Origin of the sequence: Blautia acetigignens (assembly GCF_025566865.1) — a bacterium.
Lineage (GTDB): Bacteria > Bacillota > Clostridia > Lachnospirales > Lachnospiraceae > Blautia_A > Blautia_A acetigignens.
In genome coordinates this window covers 30235-47103 of record NZ_JAOQJM010000013.1, presented here as the reverse complement: position 1 = coordinate 47103, position 16869 = coordinate 30235, and the positions used below count along the sequence as shown (strand labels likewise).

Genomic DNA, 16869 nt, shown 5'->3' with positions numbered 1-16869 from the left:
AACAGTTATACTGCCCTTAACCAAAAAGGAGAACAGAATGAAAAAAGTGCAGTATTTGAAAATTATGGCTGCGGCGATTCTGGGAATATCCGGAATGTTCGCGCCGCAGCCGGGAACTCTGACTGGGGAAAAGCTGACAGCCACGGTCTATGCGAACGGCGAGGATCTGTCTGTTTTTGAGAATAGCGGCAAATATATAAAAAAAGAGGACGACGGGCTTTACTGTGTGGACCAGGATGGTTCCCCGGATGTCCGATGCGCAGTTCATTATTTTGATCATTTTGCAGTAGACGGAAAGGTTTTGGACGGCTATTACTATCACGATGAGAGTGGACGGCTGGCGCTGGAAGGCGGCATTCACTATGTTTCCAGAATGCGGTGCCAGGGGCAGCTGTTTGACGGCTATTATTATTTTGATGAGCAGACCGGAAGCTTATCTTCTGGCGGCGTGACGGTTCAGGGACTGACCGTGGAGACAGATGGAAAAATAAAAGAGCTGGTAAAGCCAGGCACAGACAGTCTGGAAAAAAAGCTGGAAGAGCTGCTAAACGGTTTTGAAGGGCAGTGGAGCGTTTATGTGAAGGATTTAGGCAGCGGCGAACAGTTTTCCATCAACAATCAGTCTATGACCTCAGCGAGCGTGATCAAGGCATTTGTCATGGCAGCCAGCTATGAAAATATGGATCGTCTCCGTGTGCAGGAGGGAACAATCCTGAAAGCAGAACCCCTCAGCGATACCGTTCTGAACAAGCTGTATGCACTGACAGAGAACATGGTAACCTTCAGCGACAATGAATCCTTCAATGAGATGGTAAGGCTTCAGACTCCGTCCATGCAGTTTAATGCAGGGGCAAGGGTGATCAACCGTTTCCTTCGGGGCCAGGGCTATCAGGAAACCGCTGTGCTGCACACTCTTGCGCCTTCCAGTACAGAGCCGGTGGGACTGGGCGGCAGCAACACCACATCTGTGGAGGACTGCGGAAAACTGCTGGAGAGCATTTACCGGGGCGAGTGCGTCAGTGAGGAAGCCTCCAGCCAGATGCTGTCCTTCCTTCTTATGCAGGACACAAGAACCAAGATCCCAGGCGGTCTTACGGATTCCATCACCATAGCCAACAAAACCGGGGAAAACGACAGCAATCAGCATGACATTGCCATTGTATACGGAGACCGGACGGACTATGTTCTGTGCGTGATGTCGGAGAACGGAGGCACGGAAGAGACCGCTGTTTCCAATATCCGGATGATCTCGGCGCTGACGTACTATGCACTGAACTGGTAGTGAAAGAAATGACAGCTGCTATCCAAAAAAATTGCTTGACACTAACAAAATTTTGCGATAGCATGAACATAACAAGAGGCGATTTAGAAAGGAGATTTTTATCATGAAAGTAGTTTACACAGATAAGGCACCAGCAGCAATCGGACCATATTCACAGGCTATGATTTTAAACGGAGTATTATTTACATCCGGACAGATCCCGGTTGATCCTGCAACAGGCGAGATCAGCGGAGACACCATCGAGGTTCAGGCTGAGCAGGTTATGAAGAACCTGGGCGAAGTTCTGAAAGAAGCTGGAAGCAGCTTTGAGAACGCTGTCAAGACTACCTGTTTCCTTGCTGACATGGGAGATTTTGCCAAGTTTAACGAAGTATATGCGAAATACTTTGTAAACAAGCCGGCACGTTCCTGCGTAGCAGTGAAGACACTTCCGAAGAACGTACTCTGCGAGGTAGAGGTAATCGCAGCCGTTGACTGATGATTACATATGACGTTTGTCAGAACCATGCCGTATGATGGAACTTGGTTTTCACTGTACGGTTTAGAACGAGACCTTCCGGATTCACCGGGAGGTCTTTTTCCGTTGCTTTTTAAACGAAAATCATGTATAATAGCCAACGATAGCATGGGGATTTTTTGAACGGTTCAGGCAGCAGCCTGGATCACCAATGAGAAGAATCCTTTTTTATAAAAGAAAGGCAGGGCAAAATAGTGGAAAATCTTATGAGAGTTGGAATGGGATATGATGTACACAGACTGACAGAGGACCGGGACCTGATTCTTGGAGGCGTGAAGATTCCCTGGGAAAAAGGCCTTCTTGGACATTCGGATGCCGATGTTCTGATCCACGCCATTATGGATGCGCTTCTTGGCGCAGCAGCTCTTGGAGATATCGGACAGCATTTTCCAGATACAGACCCGGCATACGAGGGAATTTCCAGTGTGAAGCTTCTGGAGCATGTGGCAGCTCTTCTTGATGAGAAGGGATACGGTGTGGGCAATATTGATGCAGTGATCATCGCCCAGAAGCCTAAGATGGCACCTCATATTCCGCAGATGAGAGCAAACATTGCCAGAGCTCTTCACATGGATGAGGAATGTCTGAACATTAAGGCAACCACAGAGGAGAAGCTTGGCTTTACCGGAAGAGAAGAGGGAATTGCATCCCAGGCTGTCTGCCTTTTGTACAAGAAGAAATAAAGGACCGGAGGGAGAACTACAATGAAGATTTTTAACACACTGACCCGTCAGAAAGAGGAATTCGTACCCCTTGAAGAGGGAAAGGTAAAAATGTATGTTTGCGGACCGACTGTATACAATCTGATCCACATCGGAAATGCACGTCCGATGATCATTTTTGATACTGTTCGCCGTTATCTGGAATATAAGGGATATGAAGTAAACTACGTATCCAACTTTACAGACGTAGATGACAAGATCATCAAGAAAGCAATCGAGGAGGGCGTTTCCGCAGAGGAGGTTTCCACCAGATACATTGCAGAGTGCAAGAAGGATATGGCTGGCATGAATGTAAAGCCGGCTACCACACATCCTCAGGCAACCCAGGAAATCGACGGCATGATCAGCATGATCCAGACCCTTATGGACAAGGGCTACGCTTATGCGGCATCTGACGGAACCGTGTATTTCCGTGTGAAGAAATTTAAAGAATACGGCAAGCTTTCCCATAAGAACCTGGACGATCTTCAGTCCGGATTCCGTGCACTTCAGGTGTCCGGCGAGGACCAGAAGGAAGATCCCCTTGATTTCGTTCTCTGGAAGCCGAAGAAGGAAGGCGAGCCATACTGGACTTCTCCATGGTGTGACGGCCGTCCGGGCTGGCACATTGAGTGCTCTGTAATGTCTAAGAAATATCTTGGAGAGGAGATCGATATTCACGCTGGCGGAGAGGACCTGATCTTCCCGCACCATGAGAATGAGATCGCACAGAGCGAGTGCTGCAACGATAAGATTTTTGCAAGATACTGGATGCACAACGCATTCCTGAACATTGACAACCGCAAGATGTCCAAGTCCCTTGGAAACTTCCGCACTGTCCGTGAGATCAGCGAGCAGTACGATCTTCAGGTACTCCGCTTCTTCATGCTTAATGCACATTACAGAAGCCCGCTGAACTTCAGCGCTGACCTTATGGAATCCTCCAAGAACGCACTGGAGAGAATCACAGATGCAGCAGCAAGCCTGAAGGACCACAAGGACAATGCACAGGCAGCAGACCTGACAGAGCAGGAACAGGCACTTCTTGCAGAGGCATCCGGCTTTGTGAAGAAATTTGAAGAGGCAATGGATGACGATTTCAATACTGCCGATGCACTTGCAGCTGTATTTGAGCTGGTGAAATTTGCCAATACCAATGTAACAGAAGAGAGCAGCAAAGCATTTGCAGCAGGACTTCTTGAACTCCTTGTAAAGCTTTGCGATGTGCTTGGTATTATTGCAGTGAAGAAAGAAGAGATTCTGGACAAAGAGATCGAAGATCTGATCCAGGAGCGCCAGGAAGCAAGAAAGGCAAAGAATTTTGCAAGAGCAGACGAGATCCGCGATGAGCTTCTGGCAAAAGGAATTATTCTGAAGGATACACGCGAAGGAGTAAAATGGAAACGGGCTTAAATGAATTAAAAGAGCTGTTTGGCTTAAAAGACCGGGATCTGCGGACTTACTCCCCGCTGACACTGGCCTATATCGGTGACGGCGTCTATGAGCTGGTGATCCGGACCATCCTTGTAAAAAAAGGCAACTGTCCGGTCAATCAGCTTCATAAGCATGCAAGCAGCCTGGTGAAGGCAGGGGCACAGTCCAAAATGATGGAGACTCTGGAGCCCATTCTTACAGAAGAAGAGCTGGCCGTCTACAAAAGGGGAAGAAATGCACATTCCCCCACAATGGCGAAGCACGCCACAATGGCAGACTACAGAAGAGCCACAGGCTTTGAAGCGCTGATGGGCTATCTGTACCTGAAGGAGGATTATTCCAGAATTGTGGAGCTGGTAAGAAAGGGAATCCCGGAAGAGAGTTTATAGGAAAAACAGGAGGCTGCAAATGAGCGAGCAGATTGAAGGAAGAAATGCGGTACTGGAAGCATTCCGTTCAGGCAAATGCGTGGACAAGCTTTTCGTGCTGGACAGATGCCAGGACGGACCGGTGCGCACCATTATAAGAGAAGCAAGAAAAAAAGATACGATTATAAATTTTGTACAGAAGGAGCGGCTGGACCAGTTAAGCGAGACCGGTGCTCATCAGGGCGTGATCGCACAGGTGGCAGCCTACGAATATTCCACAGTGGAGGACATTCTGGAAAAAGCAAGGGAAAAGGGGGAGGCTCCTTTTGTTTTCCTGCTGGATGACATTGAGGATCCCCACAACCTGGGCGCCATCATCCGTACAGCCAACCTTGCAGGAGCTCACGGGGTGATCATCCCCAAAAGACACGCAGTAGGACTGACATCCACGGTTGCCAAGACATCTGCAGGTGCCCTGAACTACACTCCGGTTGCCAAGGTTTCCAACCTTGGACAGACCATTGAGGAGCTGAAAAAAGAGGGCATGTGGTTCGTATGCGCAGATATGGGCGGAGAACTGATGTACAACCTGAATCTCACAGGTCCTATGGGCGTCGTGATTGGCAATGAAGGAGAGGGCGTCAGCCGTCTTGTAAAAGAAAAATGTGACTTTGCGGCAGCCATTCCCATGAAGGGAGATATCGACTCCCTGAATGCGTCTGTGGCAGCAGGAATCCTTGCCTATGAGGTAGTCCGCCAGAGAATGAAATAAAATCCGGAGGAACTATGGGAAAGTTCGATAATATAAGTGATGAAGAACTGATCGCCCGTCTGCGGGATGGAGAAACCATTATTGAGGATTATCTCATGGAGAAATATAAAGGCCTTGTGCGTCAGAAAGCCAGGGCCATGTTTCTCATAGGCGGAGATACCGATGACCTGATTCAGGAGGGAATGATCGGGCTGTTTAAGGCAGTCCGTGACTTTCAGCCAGGCAGGGAGGCCACCTTTGCCACCTTCGCAAGAATGTGCATTGACCGCCAGATCTACAGCGCCATCCAGAATTCCAACCGCCAGAAGCATCTGCCTTTGAATTCCTATGTTTCGTTGAACCAGGAGGACGAGAGCAGTCCCATCTGGGAGCTTAGCGTGGAAAATCCGGAGGAGATCATCATTGACCAGGAAACCACCCGGGATCTTCAGCAGAAAATTTCTGACTATTTAAGCCCCATGGAGAATAAGGTGCTGGATCTGTACCTGAAGGGGGAAGGCTATGTGGAGATCGGCAGAATCCTGGGAAAATCCCCGAAATCCATTGACAATGCCCTGCAGAGAATACGGGCGAAAATCCGTGAAGTGATAAGTCAGAACAGGAAATAAAAAAGAGAAATGAAAAAGAGTTTATTTTTCTTTTAGATTTCCTGTCTTGACTTTTGAAAAAAATCTGTTATCATATCAAGTAATCAATGCGTCCGGGAAGGACGCGTCAGTAATATCTAAAATTCTAATTTATCAAATTTGTTATAAAATCCAATTTGCTTTTTTATTTAAATCCAGAAGAAATCAATTTATCTATTTTTTATATTCTATCATGTCAGCTTTTCTATTTTTATTCACATGATTTTATTCTCTAATTTATCATTCGAAGTCTGGAGGTGATTCCATTGTGCCAAGCAGCTTTGGGGCAAAAATTTGTCCCGGATATTTGATGTGACAACAGAAAATCCCCAAAGAAAGGAGTTGGCAGAAATTTTTTCTGCCAAAGCGGATCCATGAAGAAAAGATGGATGATTTTTGTACTTGCGTGCTGTCTGACTGCGGGAATTACAGGTTCTGTGGTATATGCCTATCTGATCGACCAAAAAGAAACGGTCAATCAGATTCGGATTTTGGAGAATACCACTCATATTGAGGAAGAATTTGAACCGCCGGATGAGGTAAAGCCCGGGCAGGTGATTAAGAAAAAGCCCTGTATTGCAAATGATTCTGGCTTCCCGGTATTTATCCGGGCCAGGGTGATTTTCAGCAATGACAGGGGAGAAGCACAGTGCCAGCCGCTAGAGATTGCAGACAGCTGGAAAAAAGGAGAAGACGGATACTATTATTATCAGAAAAAAGTGTTGTCTGGACAGCGTACAGATGTAATTTTTGATAAGATTGTTATAAAAAATACAGTGAAAAAAGATGAGTTGGTAAGTTTTGATATTCTGGTTTACGAAGAATCCGTCCAGGCAGAGGGATTTTCTTCCCCGGAAGAAGCCTTTGCCAGACTGTAAGGAGGGACAGATGAAGAAAAAAATCATAGTATGTTTAGCTGCACTGACCTGTCTGGCAGCAGGCGGGGGAACGGCCCTGGCTTATATCAGTGACAGTGCATATGTGTCAAATCAGCTGGCGTTTGCCGGGGAAAACGGGCTGAATGCCAGGCTGACAGAGCCATCCTGGAATCCGCGGAAGGGACTTCTTACAGTGCCGGGAGCGGTGATCCCCAAGGATCCTCAGGTGACCAATACCTCAGAACTGGATATGAATGAGCTGGTGGCGCTGAAATGTGAGTTTGTCTACACAGACAGCTGCCCGGATCCTTCGAAAAAAGGAAAGCTTTTGAGCGCTGCAGATATGAAAAAAGCAGTGGATGTATACCAGATCGATTACAACAGCGATGATCCAAAGAAGAGTGACTGGATTCGCTTTCAGAACCAGAAAGACACGGATCCGGTCCAGTGCTTTTACTATTCCAGAGTCCTGAAACGGAATTTTCCAGGAGAAGGGGAGACAACCGTTCCCTTATTTACCCAGGTATCTGTCGATAAAAGCGTCAATTATGCAAGGCAGAACAAAGTGCTGGAAATGGGCGGTGTCGAAATCCGGATTTCCGGGCACGTCCTGCAGCAGATGCCTGGAGAAGCAAGCTATGGACTGGACAACCCGAAGGCAGCTTATGAAGCCGGTTTGTTCCAGTTTCAGTAAAAATCAGCAAGAAAGGAAGAGAAAAAATGACGAATACAAAGAAAAGAAACTTACTGGCAGCAGGCGTGATCTTGTGCGCACTGCTTTCCGGAATCGGCACTACCATGGCTTATTTTACCGAGAGTGCCCAGGAAACAAATGTTTTTACAACCGGTGATCTGGATATTGGTCTGAAGGAACCGGAATGGGATCCAAAAGACAACGATGGAAAAAACATGTATCCCGGTTATACCGTATACAAAAATCCTACTGTGAAAAATATTACCTCAGACAAAAATGGGGAAGAACCCTGCTATGTGCGGATGATCGTGGACATTCTGGATGGAGACGGCGCAGATGTGACAGACAGCCAGGCGCTGAATCTGATCTACAAAACCATCTATTATGATGAAAGCTTTGATGGCGGATACGACAAAAAGGAAGGAACCTCAACCGGGTTGATCCAGGACCGGATTCCAGGCTACAGCCTTTCAGAGCTGGCGGCATACCCGATGGTGAATCCTCTTTGGGAAAAGGATACGGCAAGATCTACGGCGTCTAAGCTGGTATACAACTATATGGGCAAAAACGGAGATGGGATTCTGAATATCCAGGAGGAATCCACTCTGTTCACCAATGTGGTGATTCCCATCGACTGGAACCAGACGGAAATGAAAAAGGTGGGCAACTATCAGCTGAAGGTAACTGCGCAGGCAATTCAGAGCAAGGGCTTTGCCACACAGGCAGAGGCGTACCGCATGCTGGATGAGGAGATCAAAGGAGGCACTCTGCAGGAGATCAGGAGCGCTGGCGTGAACTGATCAGAAAGGAAGAGATGCTATGAAAAAGCATACGTTTACATGTATGGCCCTTCTTGTGTTTGCAGGAATGCTGTTTGTATGCGGTGCTGTGCTGGCTGCGTGGAATGTATCAGAATATGCCGAAAACCTGCTGTCTATGTCCTCCTACAAAAATTCCATACAGGAGAATTATATAAGACCGGATCATGTAGATCCCGGACAGAAAGTCGTGAAGGAAGTATTTATTAAAAATGAGGGAAATACGGACTCTTTTGTGCGGGTGAAGGTTACCAGCATGTTCGGGAGCGTGGATGAAGAGGGGAGCTTTCAGGAAGAGAAGGATCTGGATCCAGGGCTGATCGAAATTCACTACAATACGGATCTCTGGACGTTGGAGGATGATGGGTACTGGTACTACAAGGATGTTCTGCTGGCAGGAGAAAGTACCAGAAAGCCTCTGATGGACCGATATTATCTGTCCGAAAAAGCGGACAACCGCTACAAAAACAAAGAGGCCAGGATCCTCATCAATATGGAGAGCATTCAGGCTGAAGGCGGTGAGATGGAGACCATCTGGGGAAAAATGGAGCGGGATCTGGGGATTTTCTATCAGCCCTGTACCTGTGAGACTGTAACAAGTGTAATCTTCGGGGAAAACCAGAAGCTGAAAATCGGCGGGGAGACCACAGATCTGTTTGCCAATTTCAAAAACCTGACGCCGGGATGCACAAGAAGCCAGACCATCCGCATCACCAATTCCTCTCAGATTCCGGTTCAGATGTATCTGCGTGCAGAGCTTGCAGAGCAGGAAAAAATGAGTCAGGAAAATCTGGAACTGGTGGAAAAGCTTCTGTCCAGATATGCTGTGGTGGAGATTCGGCAGGACAGCAAAGTTCTTTATCAGGGTGCTGTGGACGGAAACGTGACCGGGGCAGGCTGGAGCATGAAGGAGAATATTTCTCTTGGAGATTTTGCAGCAGGCGAAGGGAAAAGCCTGGTGGTGAAGCTGTCCTTAAGCGAAGAGATGGACAACCAGTATCAGAGCCTTCTTGGCAGAGTAAACTGGGTATTTTCGGCGCAGGGAGCAGGTAAAAGAGAAGAAGATCCGGATGGTTCCGAAAAAGAATACGGTCAGCAGAATTCCAGAGAAGGGAACAGCCAGAATGAAAGGGAAAAAGTTTTTTCATCTGTGGCAGCAAGCCCGAAAACAGGGGATGAGACAAAAGCTGCGGTGAAATGGCTGGCATTGTTTGGTGCCCTGGCAGCAATGGCGGTCAGCAGCTGGCGGCTGTACAGAAAGGAAAGCCAGGATGAATAAAAGATATCCAAAAGCTATGTGCTTGATTATTCTTTCTGGTATGCTGATCTGTTTTTGCTATCCGCAGATTCTGAAAATGAGATGTTATACCGTAGTATCAGGGAGCATGTCACCGGCACTTCCGGTGGGGGCTGCCGTTTATGTGAAAGAGAAGCAGCCCCGGGAAATAAAAAAAGGGGAGATCATCACTTTTTTTGAAGGGGAAACGGTTATCACTCACCGGGTGATGGAAATAGATGAAAACGCCCAGCTGTTTATGACAAAAGGAGATGCAAACGAGAAGCAGGATACCCAACCTGTGAAGTGGGAGAATGTATATGGAACTGTTGTTTTTACAGTTCCCTATGTGGGGTATGTACGGCTGTTTCTTGGCACTTGGAATGGAAAAGCGGCGGTTTTGTCCTGTTTCCTGGCGTTTTCTCTGTGCATGAATATCTGGGAAGGCGTGAAAGCAAAAAGGAGCGTGAAATAAAATGAGGAAAAAACGGTACATACTGGGAGGCGCAGGCCTGCTGCTGGGAATTGCATTTTCCGGGGCTGTTACAATTGCATATCTCACCAGATCAGTGGGCGAGGTGAGAAATGTGATCACAGCAGGCTCTGTAAAAGCCAGGCTGACAGAGGCACATTGGGATGCAGAGAAGGCGTTGAAGGTGTATCCCGGTCAGACCCTGGAGAAGGATCCTGTTGTGCAGAATACAGGAAAGAATGAGGCAAATGTTTTTCTGGAAGTCAGGATCCCGGTGGAAAACATTTTCGTGGTGGATGAAAAAACCGGGAAAAAAACAGAAAAGGAAAGAAGAGAACTGTTTCAGTTTGAGGCAGACACAGGGAAATGGACGCTGCTTTCTAAGGAACAGGACCGGAATGGCCAGAAATATGTTTACGGCTATAAAAAGGTACTAATGCCAGGAGAAAGCACTGCGCCTCTGTTTTCCGAGATTGTGACGGTTCTCTATCTGGAAGGGGAGCTTGATGTGAAAAGAAGCTATGATGTGCCTGTAACTGCAAAGGTGATCCAGATGCAGGATGAAGGAATGACCATGGAGAAAAAGTATGAGAATTATTTAAAACAGTATGAGGCAGACCGCCAGGAGGACGCAGGATGAGGAAAAGATTTTTTAGAAAGGCTGTACTGGCAGCTGTGATCGCTGTGCCTGCGGTATTTTCCCATCCGGATAGCAGGGCATTGGCCCAGGAAGAGGGCAAAGCCATAGAAAGGGAGAAAGAAGCCGCAGGAGCAGAGGAGCAGGAAGCGTGGAACTCTGAAGAGGAAATGGAAAATATTTCGGAAGATACCGGTGAGGAAGAGGATACTGGTTCAGAGGATGCCACAGATTTGGAAAACCAGATGGATGCAGAAGGGGACGAAGGATTTTTTACAGAAAATGATCTATTTTCTGAGATGGAAGAGGATGACCTGCTTTTTTCAGAAGGAGAAGAGGCTGTTCCAGAAGAAAATATGGAGAATCTGATCGACCTGTATGCGGCACATGCTGGTTTTGTGCAGGAGGGTTTGCCTGTACGAAATGGAAACGGCGGCTTTGTTCCGGTTACCAATGGGGAGGCGGTTTTCAGCAGCAAATATACAAGGCTTGGCTGGAATTCCAATTCCGCAGTGTATCCCTGGAGTCAGGCTGGAAGCAGTGTGCTTGCCGGGCAAAAGATACAGGGAGCGGTACAGGGTCCGTATTATCTGCCCCTTGATAACCGTGCAAAAGGAAAATACGGGTTTCGGGTTACAAACGTAGGCTTTAACAAAGAAGCAAATACCAGTCTGGACCTTTTGATGACCTGCACGGATTATCTGGATTATACCTACGACAACAAAGGTGCAAAAATGACGGATCTGATGCCTATTTTTGGGATCAGCGATACGGATGACCTGTGGCTTCTGTTTGCAGATGGTCTTCCAGCCCAGGAAATCAAAATAGATATTGTAAAAAGCGGAACAAGTACGCCTGTACCGGGAAATTACCGCTTCAGATGGCTGGATATTGATCTGTACCAGCGTTTTGGAATCCGGCTGCAGAATGGTTCCATTGGGCACAGATATGCCACAAAGGATTCTGTAGTCAATGTGTTCCAGACGGAGCTTTTTTCCAAAAACTATGAGGTGCTGACAGCTCCTGCCGCCAAGGTAGAAGGAGAAGTTCCAGAGCATACCGTTGTCTATGAAGTGGATCAATCCGCTGGCTTTTATCTTGCAATTCTCAGCCCTGGTTACGGGAATGTATCAAAGAACCCGGCGAAAGCAATCCAAAACCAGTATGAAGAGGCGTTGACTGGAACATGTGTAAGTGTGGCAGGGCTTCAGTGGGATGCAAAAGGATACGGTCCTGTGGAATATCCCAAGCTGACCAAAAAGACAGGAAACACACTGGCAGAACAGGGAGCTTTTAACGATCTGGTGAATATTTCGGATGAGTTTTATTATACCCTTCAGACCGAAATCCCGGAGGAGCATCCGGCATATTACTATGGATCCTGTACCATCACAGATGCACTCCCTGCAGGAGTGGATTTCGCAGAGGATGCGGCTGTCAAGATGCTTCCATCCGGGGAAAATGTGACTTCCTGGTTTCAGCTCACAGCGAAGGATGATGTGGTAAGTTTTCAGGCAACCCAGGCAGCACTGGCTTCCTCGGCATTCTATGGAAAAACATATGAATTCCAGATAAAGGCAAGGATGGACGCATCAGAAATGACGCCCTCCTACAGTGGGAATGTGTGCAGCTATGCGGTAAAAAACAAAGGTTCCATTACCTGCAGACACAAAAACGGGCAGGAGGGGACAAACTGGTCCAATGAGGTTGTTTCCCGGGCAAAGGTTCAGCGGCCGGAACCGGAAAAACCGCAGAAATGGATCATAGACGGAACAGCAAAGGTAAAAGCAAAAGAATATAAGGGCAGAGATTTTGAAACGGTATATGAGATTTCCCAGCAGATTCCCCAAAACACAGAACAGTGGAAAATCGCAGGTCTTCATATCCAGGATGAGCTTGCAGACTGTTTTGAGTTAAAATCCGCAAAGCTTCTGGTTGAGCAGAATGTGCTGGCTTCATTTGGAACTTCTGGAGGAACAGATGGAAACTGGAAATTAAGTGTGAAAAATCAGCTGCTTAAGCTGTCATCTATTGGTTCCCTGCCAGAAAGCAGCTACGGGAAAATCCTCAGACTGCAGCTGTCGGTAAGATTAAAAAAAGGCTGCAGTCTGCAGCTTTATTACGCAGTGAACCAGAATCCGGACATTCTGGAGGCACATGTGTATAATATGGCTTCGGTTATTTTTGAATGGCATCAGGGAACCCCAGCCTCTGTTTTCGGAAATACAGATAAAACAGAAGTGATCATAAAAGAAGACACTCCAAAGGGAACGATAACTGTTCGAAAGAAAGATCCTTCCGGCAGAAACCTGCAGGGAGCTGTATTTGAAGTGAAAGCTGCGGCAGATATCTATTCTGTTGTGGGAACGCTTCTGCTTTCTTCAGGAGAAACAGTGGACAAAGTTACTACGGATGAAAGCGGAACAGCCATTTCGAAGCCTCTTTATATGGGAAAATATACAGTAGAGGAACGGACTCCTCCCAAAGGTTACGTGGTTACGTCAAAAGTCTGTGATGTGGAATTAAAAGAAGGAGATGCACAAAAAACAGCCGTCTTCCAAAATGAGGAAACTCTGGTCTGCATTAAAAAGGTATCCAAAAAGGAAAATGTCAGCGATCCGGATCGGTGTCTTGCTGGCGTAAGCTTTCTTCTGTGGGAGAAAACACAAGGAGCAGACAAAGGGAAGCTTTATACAACAGACGCAAACGGCATGATCCAGATCAAGGGGCTTGTCCCTGGAACCTACGTATTTCAGGAAAAAACAGCGCCGGATGGCTATGTACCGGACGGACGCTCCTATGAATTCACAGTAGACGAAAACGGTCTTGTGGAACAGGAACAGGGACATACCATTACAGTAGAGAACGGATACACCAAAGCAGAATTTCGAAAAACAGACAAGGCCACCCAAAAAACGGTAGCTGGTGCCACCCTGCGGCTTACAGACGCAAAGGGAAAAATCGTGGACACCTGGATATCTGGGACAACACCCCACAGAATCAACCGGCTGGCAGCAGGAGAGTACCTTCTGACAGAATTGGAAGCTCCAAAAGGCTATAAAAAGGGTGCGCCTGTAAAATGCGTGATCCAAAATGAGGAAGCCGTCCAATCCTTTGAGATGACAGATGTGAAGCTGGTGACCATCCAGGTGGACAAAGTAATCCATGGAAAGGAAATTGTATGGGCCCATGGAAATCCTGTTTTTACATTTCGCTTGCAGGGAACGGATCTGGACGGAGAAAAGTACACTTATTATGATACAGTAGAATTCACCAGGGAAAATACAGATACCTCCAAAGACGCAAGACTAAGCCTATCTTTTGAAGTTCCTGCAGGAGTATATACCGTTTCCGAATGCAGGATCATGCGGTATGAACTGGAAAAGATTGACGGCGTATCCGGCGGAAAGATAAATGGAAAAGAAGTGCAGTTTGACCTGTCTATGAATCAAAATGGAACCGCCGTATTTACCAACAAAAAAACAACGGACCGGGAACTGACGGACACCGGATTTGTGAGAAATGTGATCATACCGTAGAAACAACTTTTCATAAAAAATTCCCATAAAGAAAGATTCCATATCATAAAGCCCAGCCTGGCACAGGCTGGGCTTGGGGGAAGAATTTTAATTATTTTATATTTTTTGAAAAAATTTGAAAATAACTGTTGACAATCGCATAACCTTCTGGTAATATAATCAACTGTGAGCGGCAGAAATGCTGAAGCACAAGAGTGCTGATGTGGCTCAGTCGGTAGAGCGTCGCCTTGGTAAGGCGGAGGTCACGGGTTCGATTCCCGTCATCAGCTTAAAGTCCTTGATTCTATTTCAAGGACTTTTTTGTTTATACGATATAAAAAAATCCACTTTTTATTAAGAAAAACTTTTAAAATGAGAGGGATTATGATAAGATAAATCAACTGGAGCCTGTAAAAGAAGGCTTTAAGACTAACTGATAGTATTCATATGCTATAAATAACAGAGGATTTCAGGAGGGAGAAACATGGAGAACGAAACGGTTTCCAAAAATTTTATTGAAAATATCATTGATAAAGACCTGGCAGAAGGAGTTTATGATACCGTTCATACCCGTTTCCCGCCAGAGCCAAACGGCTATCTTCATATAGGACATGCCAAATCCATTCTTTTAAATGCAGGACTGGCAAAAGAATATAACGGTAAATTCAACATGCGTTTTGATGATACAAACCCGACCAAAGAGAAATCTGAGTTTGTAGAATCCATCAAGGAAGATATCAAATGGCTGGGAGCAGACTGGGAGGACAGACTGTTTTTTGCTTCCGATTATTTCGGACAGATGTACGAGGCTGCTGTAAAGCTGATCAAGAAAGGCAAAGCCTATGTCTGCGATTTAAGTGCTGACCAGATCAGGGAATACCGCGGAACCTTAAAGGAGCCAGGGAAAGAGAGCCCATACCGCAACAGAAGCGTAGAAGAGAACCTTCAGCTGTTTGAGGAGATGAAGGACGGCAAGTACGCAGATGGAGAGAAGGTTCTCCGTGCCAAAATCGATATGGCTTCTCCGAACATGAACATGCGTGATCCGGTTATCTACCGTGTGGCACATGTAAGCCACCACAGAACCGGTGATACCTGGTGTATTTATCCGATGTATGACTTTGCACATCCAATTGAGGATGCAATCGAGGGAATTACCCATTCCATCTGTACTTTGGAATTTGAGGACCACAGACCGCTATATGACTGGGTAGTAAGAGAGCTTGAGTATCCGCATCCGCCGAAGCAGATCGAGTTTGCAAAGCTGTATCTGACCAACGTAGTAACCGGTAAGCGTTATATTAAGAAGCTTGTTGAGACCGGAATCGTAGATGGCTGGGATGACCCGAGACTGGTATCCATTTCCGGTCTGCGCCGCCGCGGATATACTCCGGAATCCATTCAGAAGTTTGTAGAGCTTTGCGGTGTTTCCAAGGCTGACAGTTCTGTGGATTATGCAATGCTTGAGTACTGCATCCGTGAGGATCTGAAATTAAAGGCTCCGCGCTACATGGCAGTTCTTGATCCGATCAAACTGGTGATCGATAATTATCCGGAAGGACAGGTAGAGTACCTGGATGCTCCGAACAATATGGAGAATGAGGCACTTGGAACCAGAAAGGTTCCGTTTAGCGGAGAGCTTTATATTGAAAGAGAAGACTTCATGATCGACCCGCCGAAGAAATACAAACGTCTCTTCCTGGGAACAGAAGTGCGTCTGATGAACGCATATTTTGTAACCTGTACAGGTTTTGAGGCAGACGATGACGGAACCGTTCATGTGGTACACTGTACTTATGACCCGGAGACAAAAGGCGGCAACGCACCTGACGGACGTAAGGTAAAGGGAACCATCCACTGGGTAGAGGCAACAAATGCCGGCAAGGTTCCGGTACGCCTTTATGAGAACATTGTTGACGAGGAGAAGGGTGTATACGATAAGGAAACTGGCGAGCTGAACCTGAACCCCAATTCCCTTGTTGAGGTTTCTGCTTATGTAGAGCCAGAGCTTCTTAAGGCAAAAGGCTATGACAGCTATCAGTTCGTAAGAAACGGATTCTACTGTGCCGATATCCACGACTCCAAGGAGGGAGCACCGGTATTTAACCGTATTGTATCCCTTAAGAGTTCCTTCAAATTACCGAAGGCTTAATTGCCGGAGAAGATTAAAAAGTTTGCAGTCTGCATGCTTTACTTTGCAGAATGCCTTTTGAAAAGCGGTATTTAACTGCTGAATCGTGAAACTAAATAATTATTATAACAGTGTGAACTGCCGGTATTCCTATGGGAATTGCCGGCAGTTCTGCGCAGAAGTTTTTTAGTTAGTTTCATCTATTCGGCAGGATAAAACAACTATCATAAATATTACAAAAGCGGAGGAAATCAAAATGAAAAAGCTTAACGTAGCAAAAAAAGATGCATGTATGGCATGCAAGGCATGTGAAATTGCCTGTTCAGAGGCATTTTACAAGAAATTTGACGAGGATCTTTCCTGCATCAAAATTTCTGTACAGAAAGACGGCGTAAGCCCGAAACCAGTTGTATGCGTACAGTGCGGAAAATGCGCAAAAGTCTGTCCGGAGGGTGCCATCACTCAGAATCCAAAGGGCGTATACATGATCAACAAGAAGAAATGTGTAGGCTGCGGAAAATGTAAAGAAGTCTGTCCATTCGGCGTAATGGTAAAAGCAGAAGAAGCAGAGACAGTAAGCAAATGTATCGCCTGCGGCATCTGCGTAAAAGCATGTCCGATGGATGTTCTCGAGATTAAAGAGGCATAATGAGAGAGGGCGCTTTACCCAGCATCCTCACATAAGTATTTGTAAAATTAAAAAGGCCATTGTCCGGAGAAATTACCGGGCAGCGGCCTTTCAATT

16 protein-coding genes and 1 tRNA gene are annotated in these 16869 nt (G+C 46.5%); all 17 read left to right on the top strand.

The genetic code is table 11. From position 1 onward, the window contains the following. The first annotated feature begins 37 nt into the window (after window positions 1-37). Window positions 38-1282, top strand: coding sequence for a serine hydrolase (locus tag OCV70_RS14115; protein ID WP_117854069.1), 1245 nt, complete (start codon window positions 38-40; stop codon window positions 1280-1282). A 103-nt stretch (window positions 1283-1385) separates the two neighbouring features. Continuing rightward, a complete protein-coding gene (locus tag OCV70_RS14110) occupies window positions 1386-1760 on the top strand; it encodes a RidA family protein (protein ID WP_173766700.1) in 375 nt (124 codons plus the stop codon). 245 nt (window positions 1761-2005) lie between these two features. Beyond that, on the top strand, window positions 2006-2482 hold the full coding sequence (ispF, locus tag OCV70_RS14105; protein WP_021924925.1) for a 2-C-methyl-D-erythritol 2,4-cyclodiphosphate synthase: 477 nt from the start codon (window positions 2006-2008) through the stop codon (window positions 2480-2482). Between the two features lie 21 nt (window positions 2483-2503). Next, the gene (gene cysS, locus OCV70_RS14100; protein WP_117854065.1) at window positions 2504-3913 is read left to right on the top strand and encodes a cysteine--tRNA ligase; all 1410 of its coding nucleotides are present in this window, start codon (window positions 2504-2506) and stop codon (window positions 3911-3913) included. Beyond that, complete coding sequence (locus tag OCV70_RS14095) at window positions 3898-4323, top strand: Mini-ribonuclease 3 (RefSeq protein WP_021924923.1); 426 nt, start codon at window positions 3898-3900, stop codon at window positions 4321-4323. The genes cysS and OCV70_RS14095 overlap by 16 nt, the downstream gene beginning before the upstream one ends. Before the next feature lie 19 nt (window positions 4324-4342). Then, a complete protein-coding gene (gene rlmB / locus OCV70_RS14090) occupies window positions 4343-5074 on the top strand; it encodes a 23S rRNA (guanosine(2251)-2'-O)-methyltransferase RlmB (RefSeq protein WP_117854063.1) in 732 nt (243 codons plus the stop codon). Window positions 5075-5088: 14 nt separating this feature from the next. Continuing rightward, a complete protein-coding gene (gene sigH, locus OCV70_RS14085) occupies window positions 5089-5682 on the top strand; it encodes an RNA polymerase sporulation sigma factor SigH (RefSeq protein WP_117854061.1) in 594 nt (197 codons plus the stop codon). A 392-nt stretch (window positions 5683-6074) separates the two neighbouring features. Next, window positions 6075-6578 carry a hypothetical protein gene (locus OCV70_RS14080; RefSeq protein ID WP_021924920.1) on the top strand — a complete coding sequence of 168 codons (504 nt, stop codon included), beginning with the start codon at window positions 6075-6077 and terminating at the stop codon, window positions 6576-6578. A gap of 10 nt (window positions 6579-6588) precedes the next feature. Beyond that, entirely contained in the window at window positions 6589-7272 is a 684-nt protein-coding gene (locus tag OCV70_RS14075) for a hypothetical protein (protein ID WP_021924919.1), read from the top strand. Between the two features lie 26 nt (window positions 7273-7298). Beyond that, window positions 7299-8072 carry a TasA family protein gene (locus OCV70_RS14070; protein ID WP_117854058.1) on the top strand — a complete coding sequence of 258 codons (774 nt, stop codon included), beginning with the start codon at window positions 7299-7301 and terminating at the stop codon, window positions 8070-8072. Between the two features lie 19 nt (window positions 8073-8091). Continuing rightward, on the top strand, window positions 8092-9369 hold the full coding sequence (locus tag OCV70_RS14065) for a hypothetical protein (RefSeq protein ID WP_117854056.1): 1278 nt from the start codon (window positions 8092-8094) through the stop codon (window positions 9367-9369). Next, on the top strand, window positions 9362-9841 hold the full coding sequence (locus OCV70_RS14060) for a signal peptidase I (RefSeq protein WP_117854054.1): 480 nt from the start codon (window positions 9362-9364) through the stop codon (window positions 9839-9841). Before OCV70_RS14065 ends, OCV70_RS14060 begins: the two co-directional genes overlap by 8 nt. Window position 9842: 1 nt before the next feature. Next, the gene (locus tag OCV70_RS14055; RefSeq protein WP_117854051.1) at window positions 9843-10478 is read left to right on the top strand and encodes a hypothetical protein; all 636 of its coding nucleotides are present in this window, start codon (window positions 9843-9845) and stop codon (window positions 10476-10478) included. Next, window positions 10475-14014: an isopeptide-forming domain-containing fimbrial protein gene (locus tag OCV70_RS14050; protein ID WP_117854049.1), complete on the top strand. Its 3540-nt coding sequence runs from the start codon at window positions 10475-10477 to the stop codon at window positions 14012-14014. Before OCV70_RS14055 ends, OCV70_RS14050 begins: the two co-directional genes overlap by 4 nt. Window positions 14015-14210: 196 nt before the next feature. Then, window positions 14211-14283, top strand: a tRNA-Thr gene (locus tag OCV70_RS14045). 194 nt (window positions 14284-14477) lie between these two features. Continuing rightward, the gene (locus OCV70_RS14040; RefSeq protein ID WP_021925406.1) at window positions 14478-16145 is read left to right on the top strand and encodes a glutamine--tRNA ligase/YqeY domain fusion protein; all 1668 of its coding nucleotides are present in this window, start codon (window positions 14478-14480) and stop codon (window positions 16143-16145) included. A 235-nt stretch (window positions 16146-16380) separates the two neighbouring features. Continuing rightward, window positions 16381-16773, top strand: coding sequence for a 4Fe-4S binding protein (locus OCV70_RS14035; RefSeq protein WP_117854047.1), 393 nt, complete (start codon window positions 16381-16383; stop codon window positions 16771-16773). The last annotated feature ends 96 nt before the right edge of the window (window positions 16774-16869 follow it).

What these genes read in the sequence shown, in the direction of transcription:
- OCV70_RS14115 (WP_117854069.1), top strand. Translation starts at nt 38, where the DNA reads ATGAAAAAAGTGCAGTATTTGAAAATTATGGCTGCGGCGATTCTGGGA.
- OCV70_RS14110 (WP_173766700.1), top strand. Translation starts at nt 1,386, where the DNA reads ATGAAAGTAGTTTACACAGATAAGGCACCAGCAGCAATCGGACCATAT.
- ispF (WP_021924925.1), top strand. Translation starts at nt 2,006, where the DNA reads ATGAGAGTTGGAATGGGATATGATGTACACAGACTGACAGAGGACCGG.
- cysS (WP_117854065.1), top strand. Translation starts at nt 2,504, where the DNA reads ATGAAGATTTTTAACACACTGACCCGTCAGAAAGAGGAATTCGTACCC.
- OCV70_RS14095 (WP_021924923.1), top strand. Translation starts at nt 3,898, where the DNA reads ATGGAAACGGGCTTAAATGAATTAAAAGAGCTGTTTGGCTTAAAAGAC.
- rlmB (WP_117854063.1), top strand. Translation starts at nt 4,343, where the DNA reads ATGAGCGAGCAGATTGAAGGAAGAAATGCGGTACTGGAAGCATTCCGT.
- sigH (WP_117854061.1), top strand. Translation starts at nt 5,089, where the DNA reads ATGGGAAAGTTCGATAATATAAGTGATGAAGAACTGATCGCCCGTCTG.
- OCV70_RS14080 (WP_021924920.1), top strand. Translation starts at nt 6,075, where the DNA reads ATGAAGAAAAGATGGATGATTTTTGTACTTGCGTGCTGTCTGACTGCG.
- OCV70_RS14075 (WP_021924919.1), top strand. Translation starts at nt 6,589, where the DNA reads ATGAAGAAAAAAATCATAGTATGTTTAGCTGCACTGACCTGTCTGGCA.
- OCV70_RS14070 (WP_117854058.1), top strand. Translation starts at nt 7,299, where the DNA reads ATGACGAATACAAAGAAAAGAAACTTACTGGCAGCAGGCGTGATCTTG.
- OCV70_RS14065 (WP_117854056.1), top strand. Translation starts at nt 8,092, where the DNA reads ATGAAAAAGCATACGTTTACATGTATGGCCCTTCTTGTGTTTGCAGGA.
- OCV70_RS14060 (WP_117854054.1), top strand. Translation starts at nt 9,362, where the DNA reads ATGAATAAAAGATATCCAAAAGCTATGTGCTTGATTATTCTTTCTGGT.
- OCV70_RS14055 (WP_117854051.1), top strand. Translation starts at nt 9,843, where the DNA reads ATGAGGAAAAAACGGTACATACTGGGAGGCGCAGGCCTGCTGCTGGGA.
- OCV70_RS14050 (WP_117854049.1), top strand. Translation starts at nt 10,475, where the DNA reads ATGAGGAAAAGATTTTTTAGAAAGGCTGTACTGGCAGCTGTGATCGCT.
- OCV70_RS14040 (WP_021925406.1), top strand. Translation starts at nt 14,478, where the DNA reads ATGGAGAACGAAACGGTTTCCAAAAATTTTATTGAAAATATCATTGAT.
- OCV70_RS14035 (WP_117854047.1), top strand. Translation starts at nt 16,381, where the DNA reads ATGAAAAAGCTTAACGTAGCAAAAAAAGATGCATGTATGGCATGCAAG.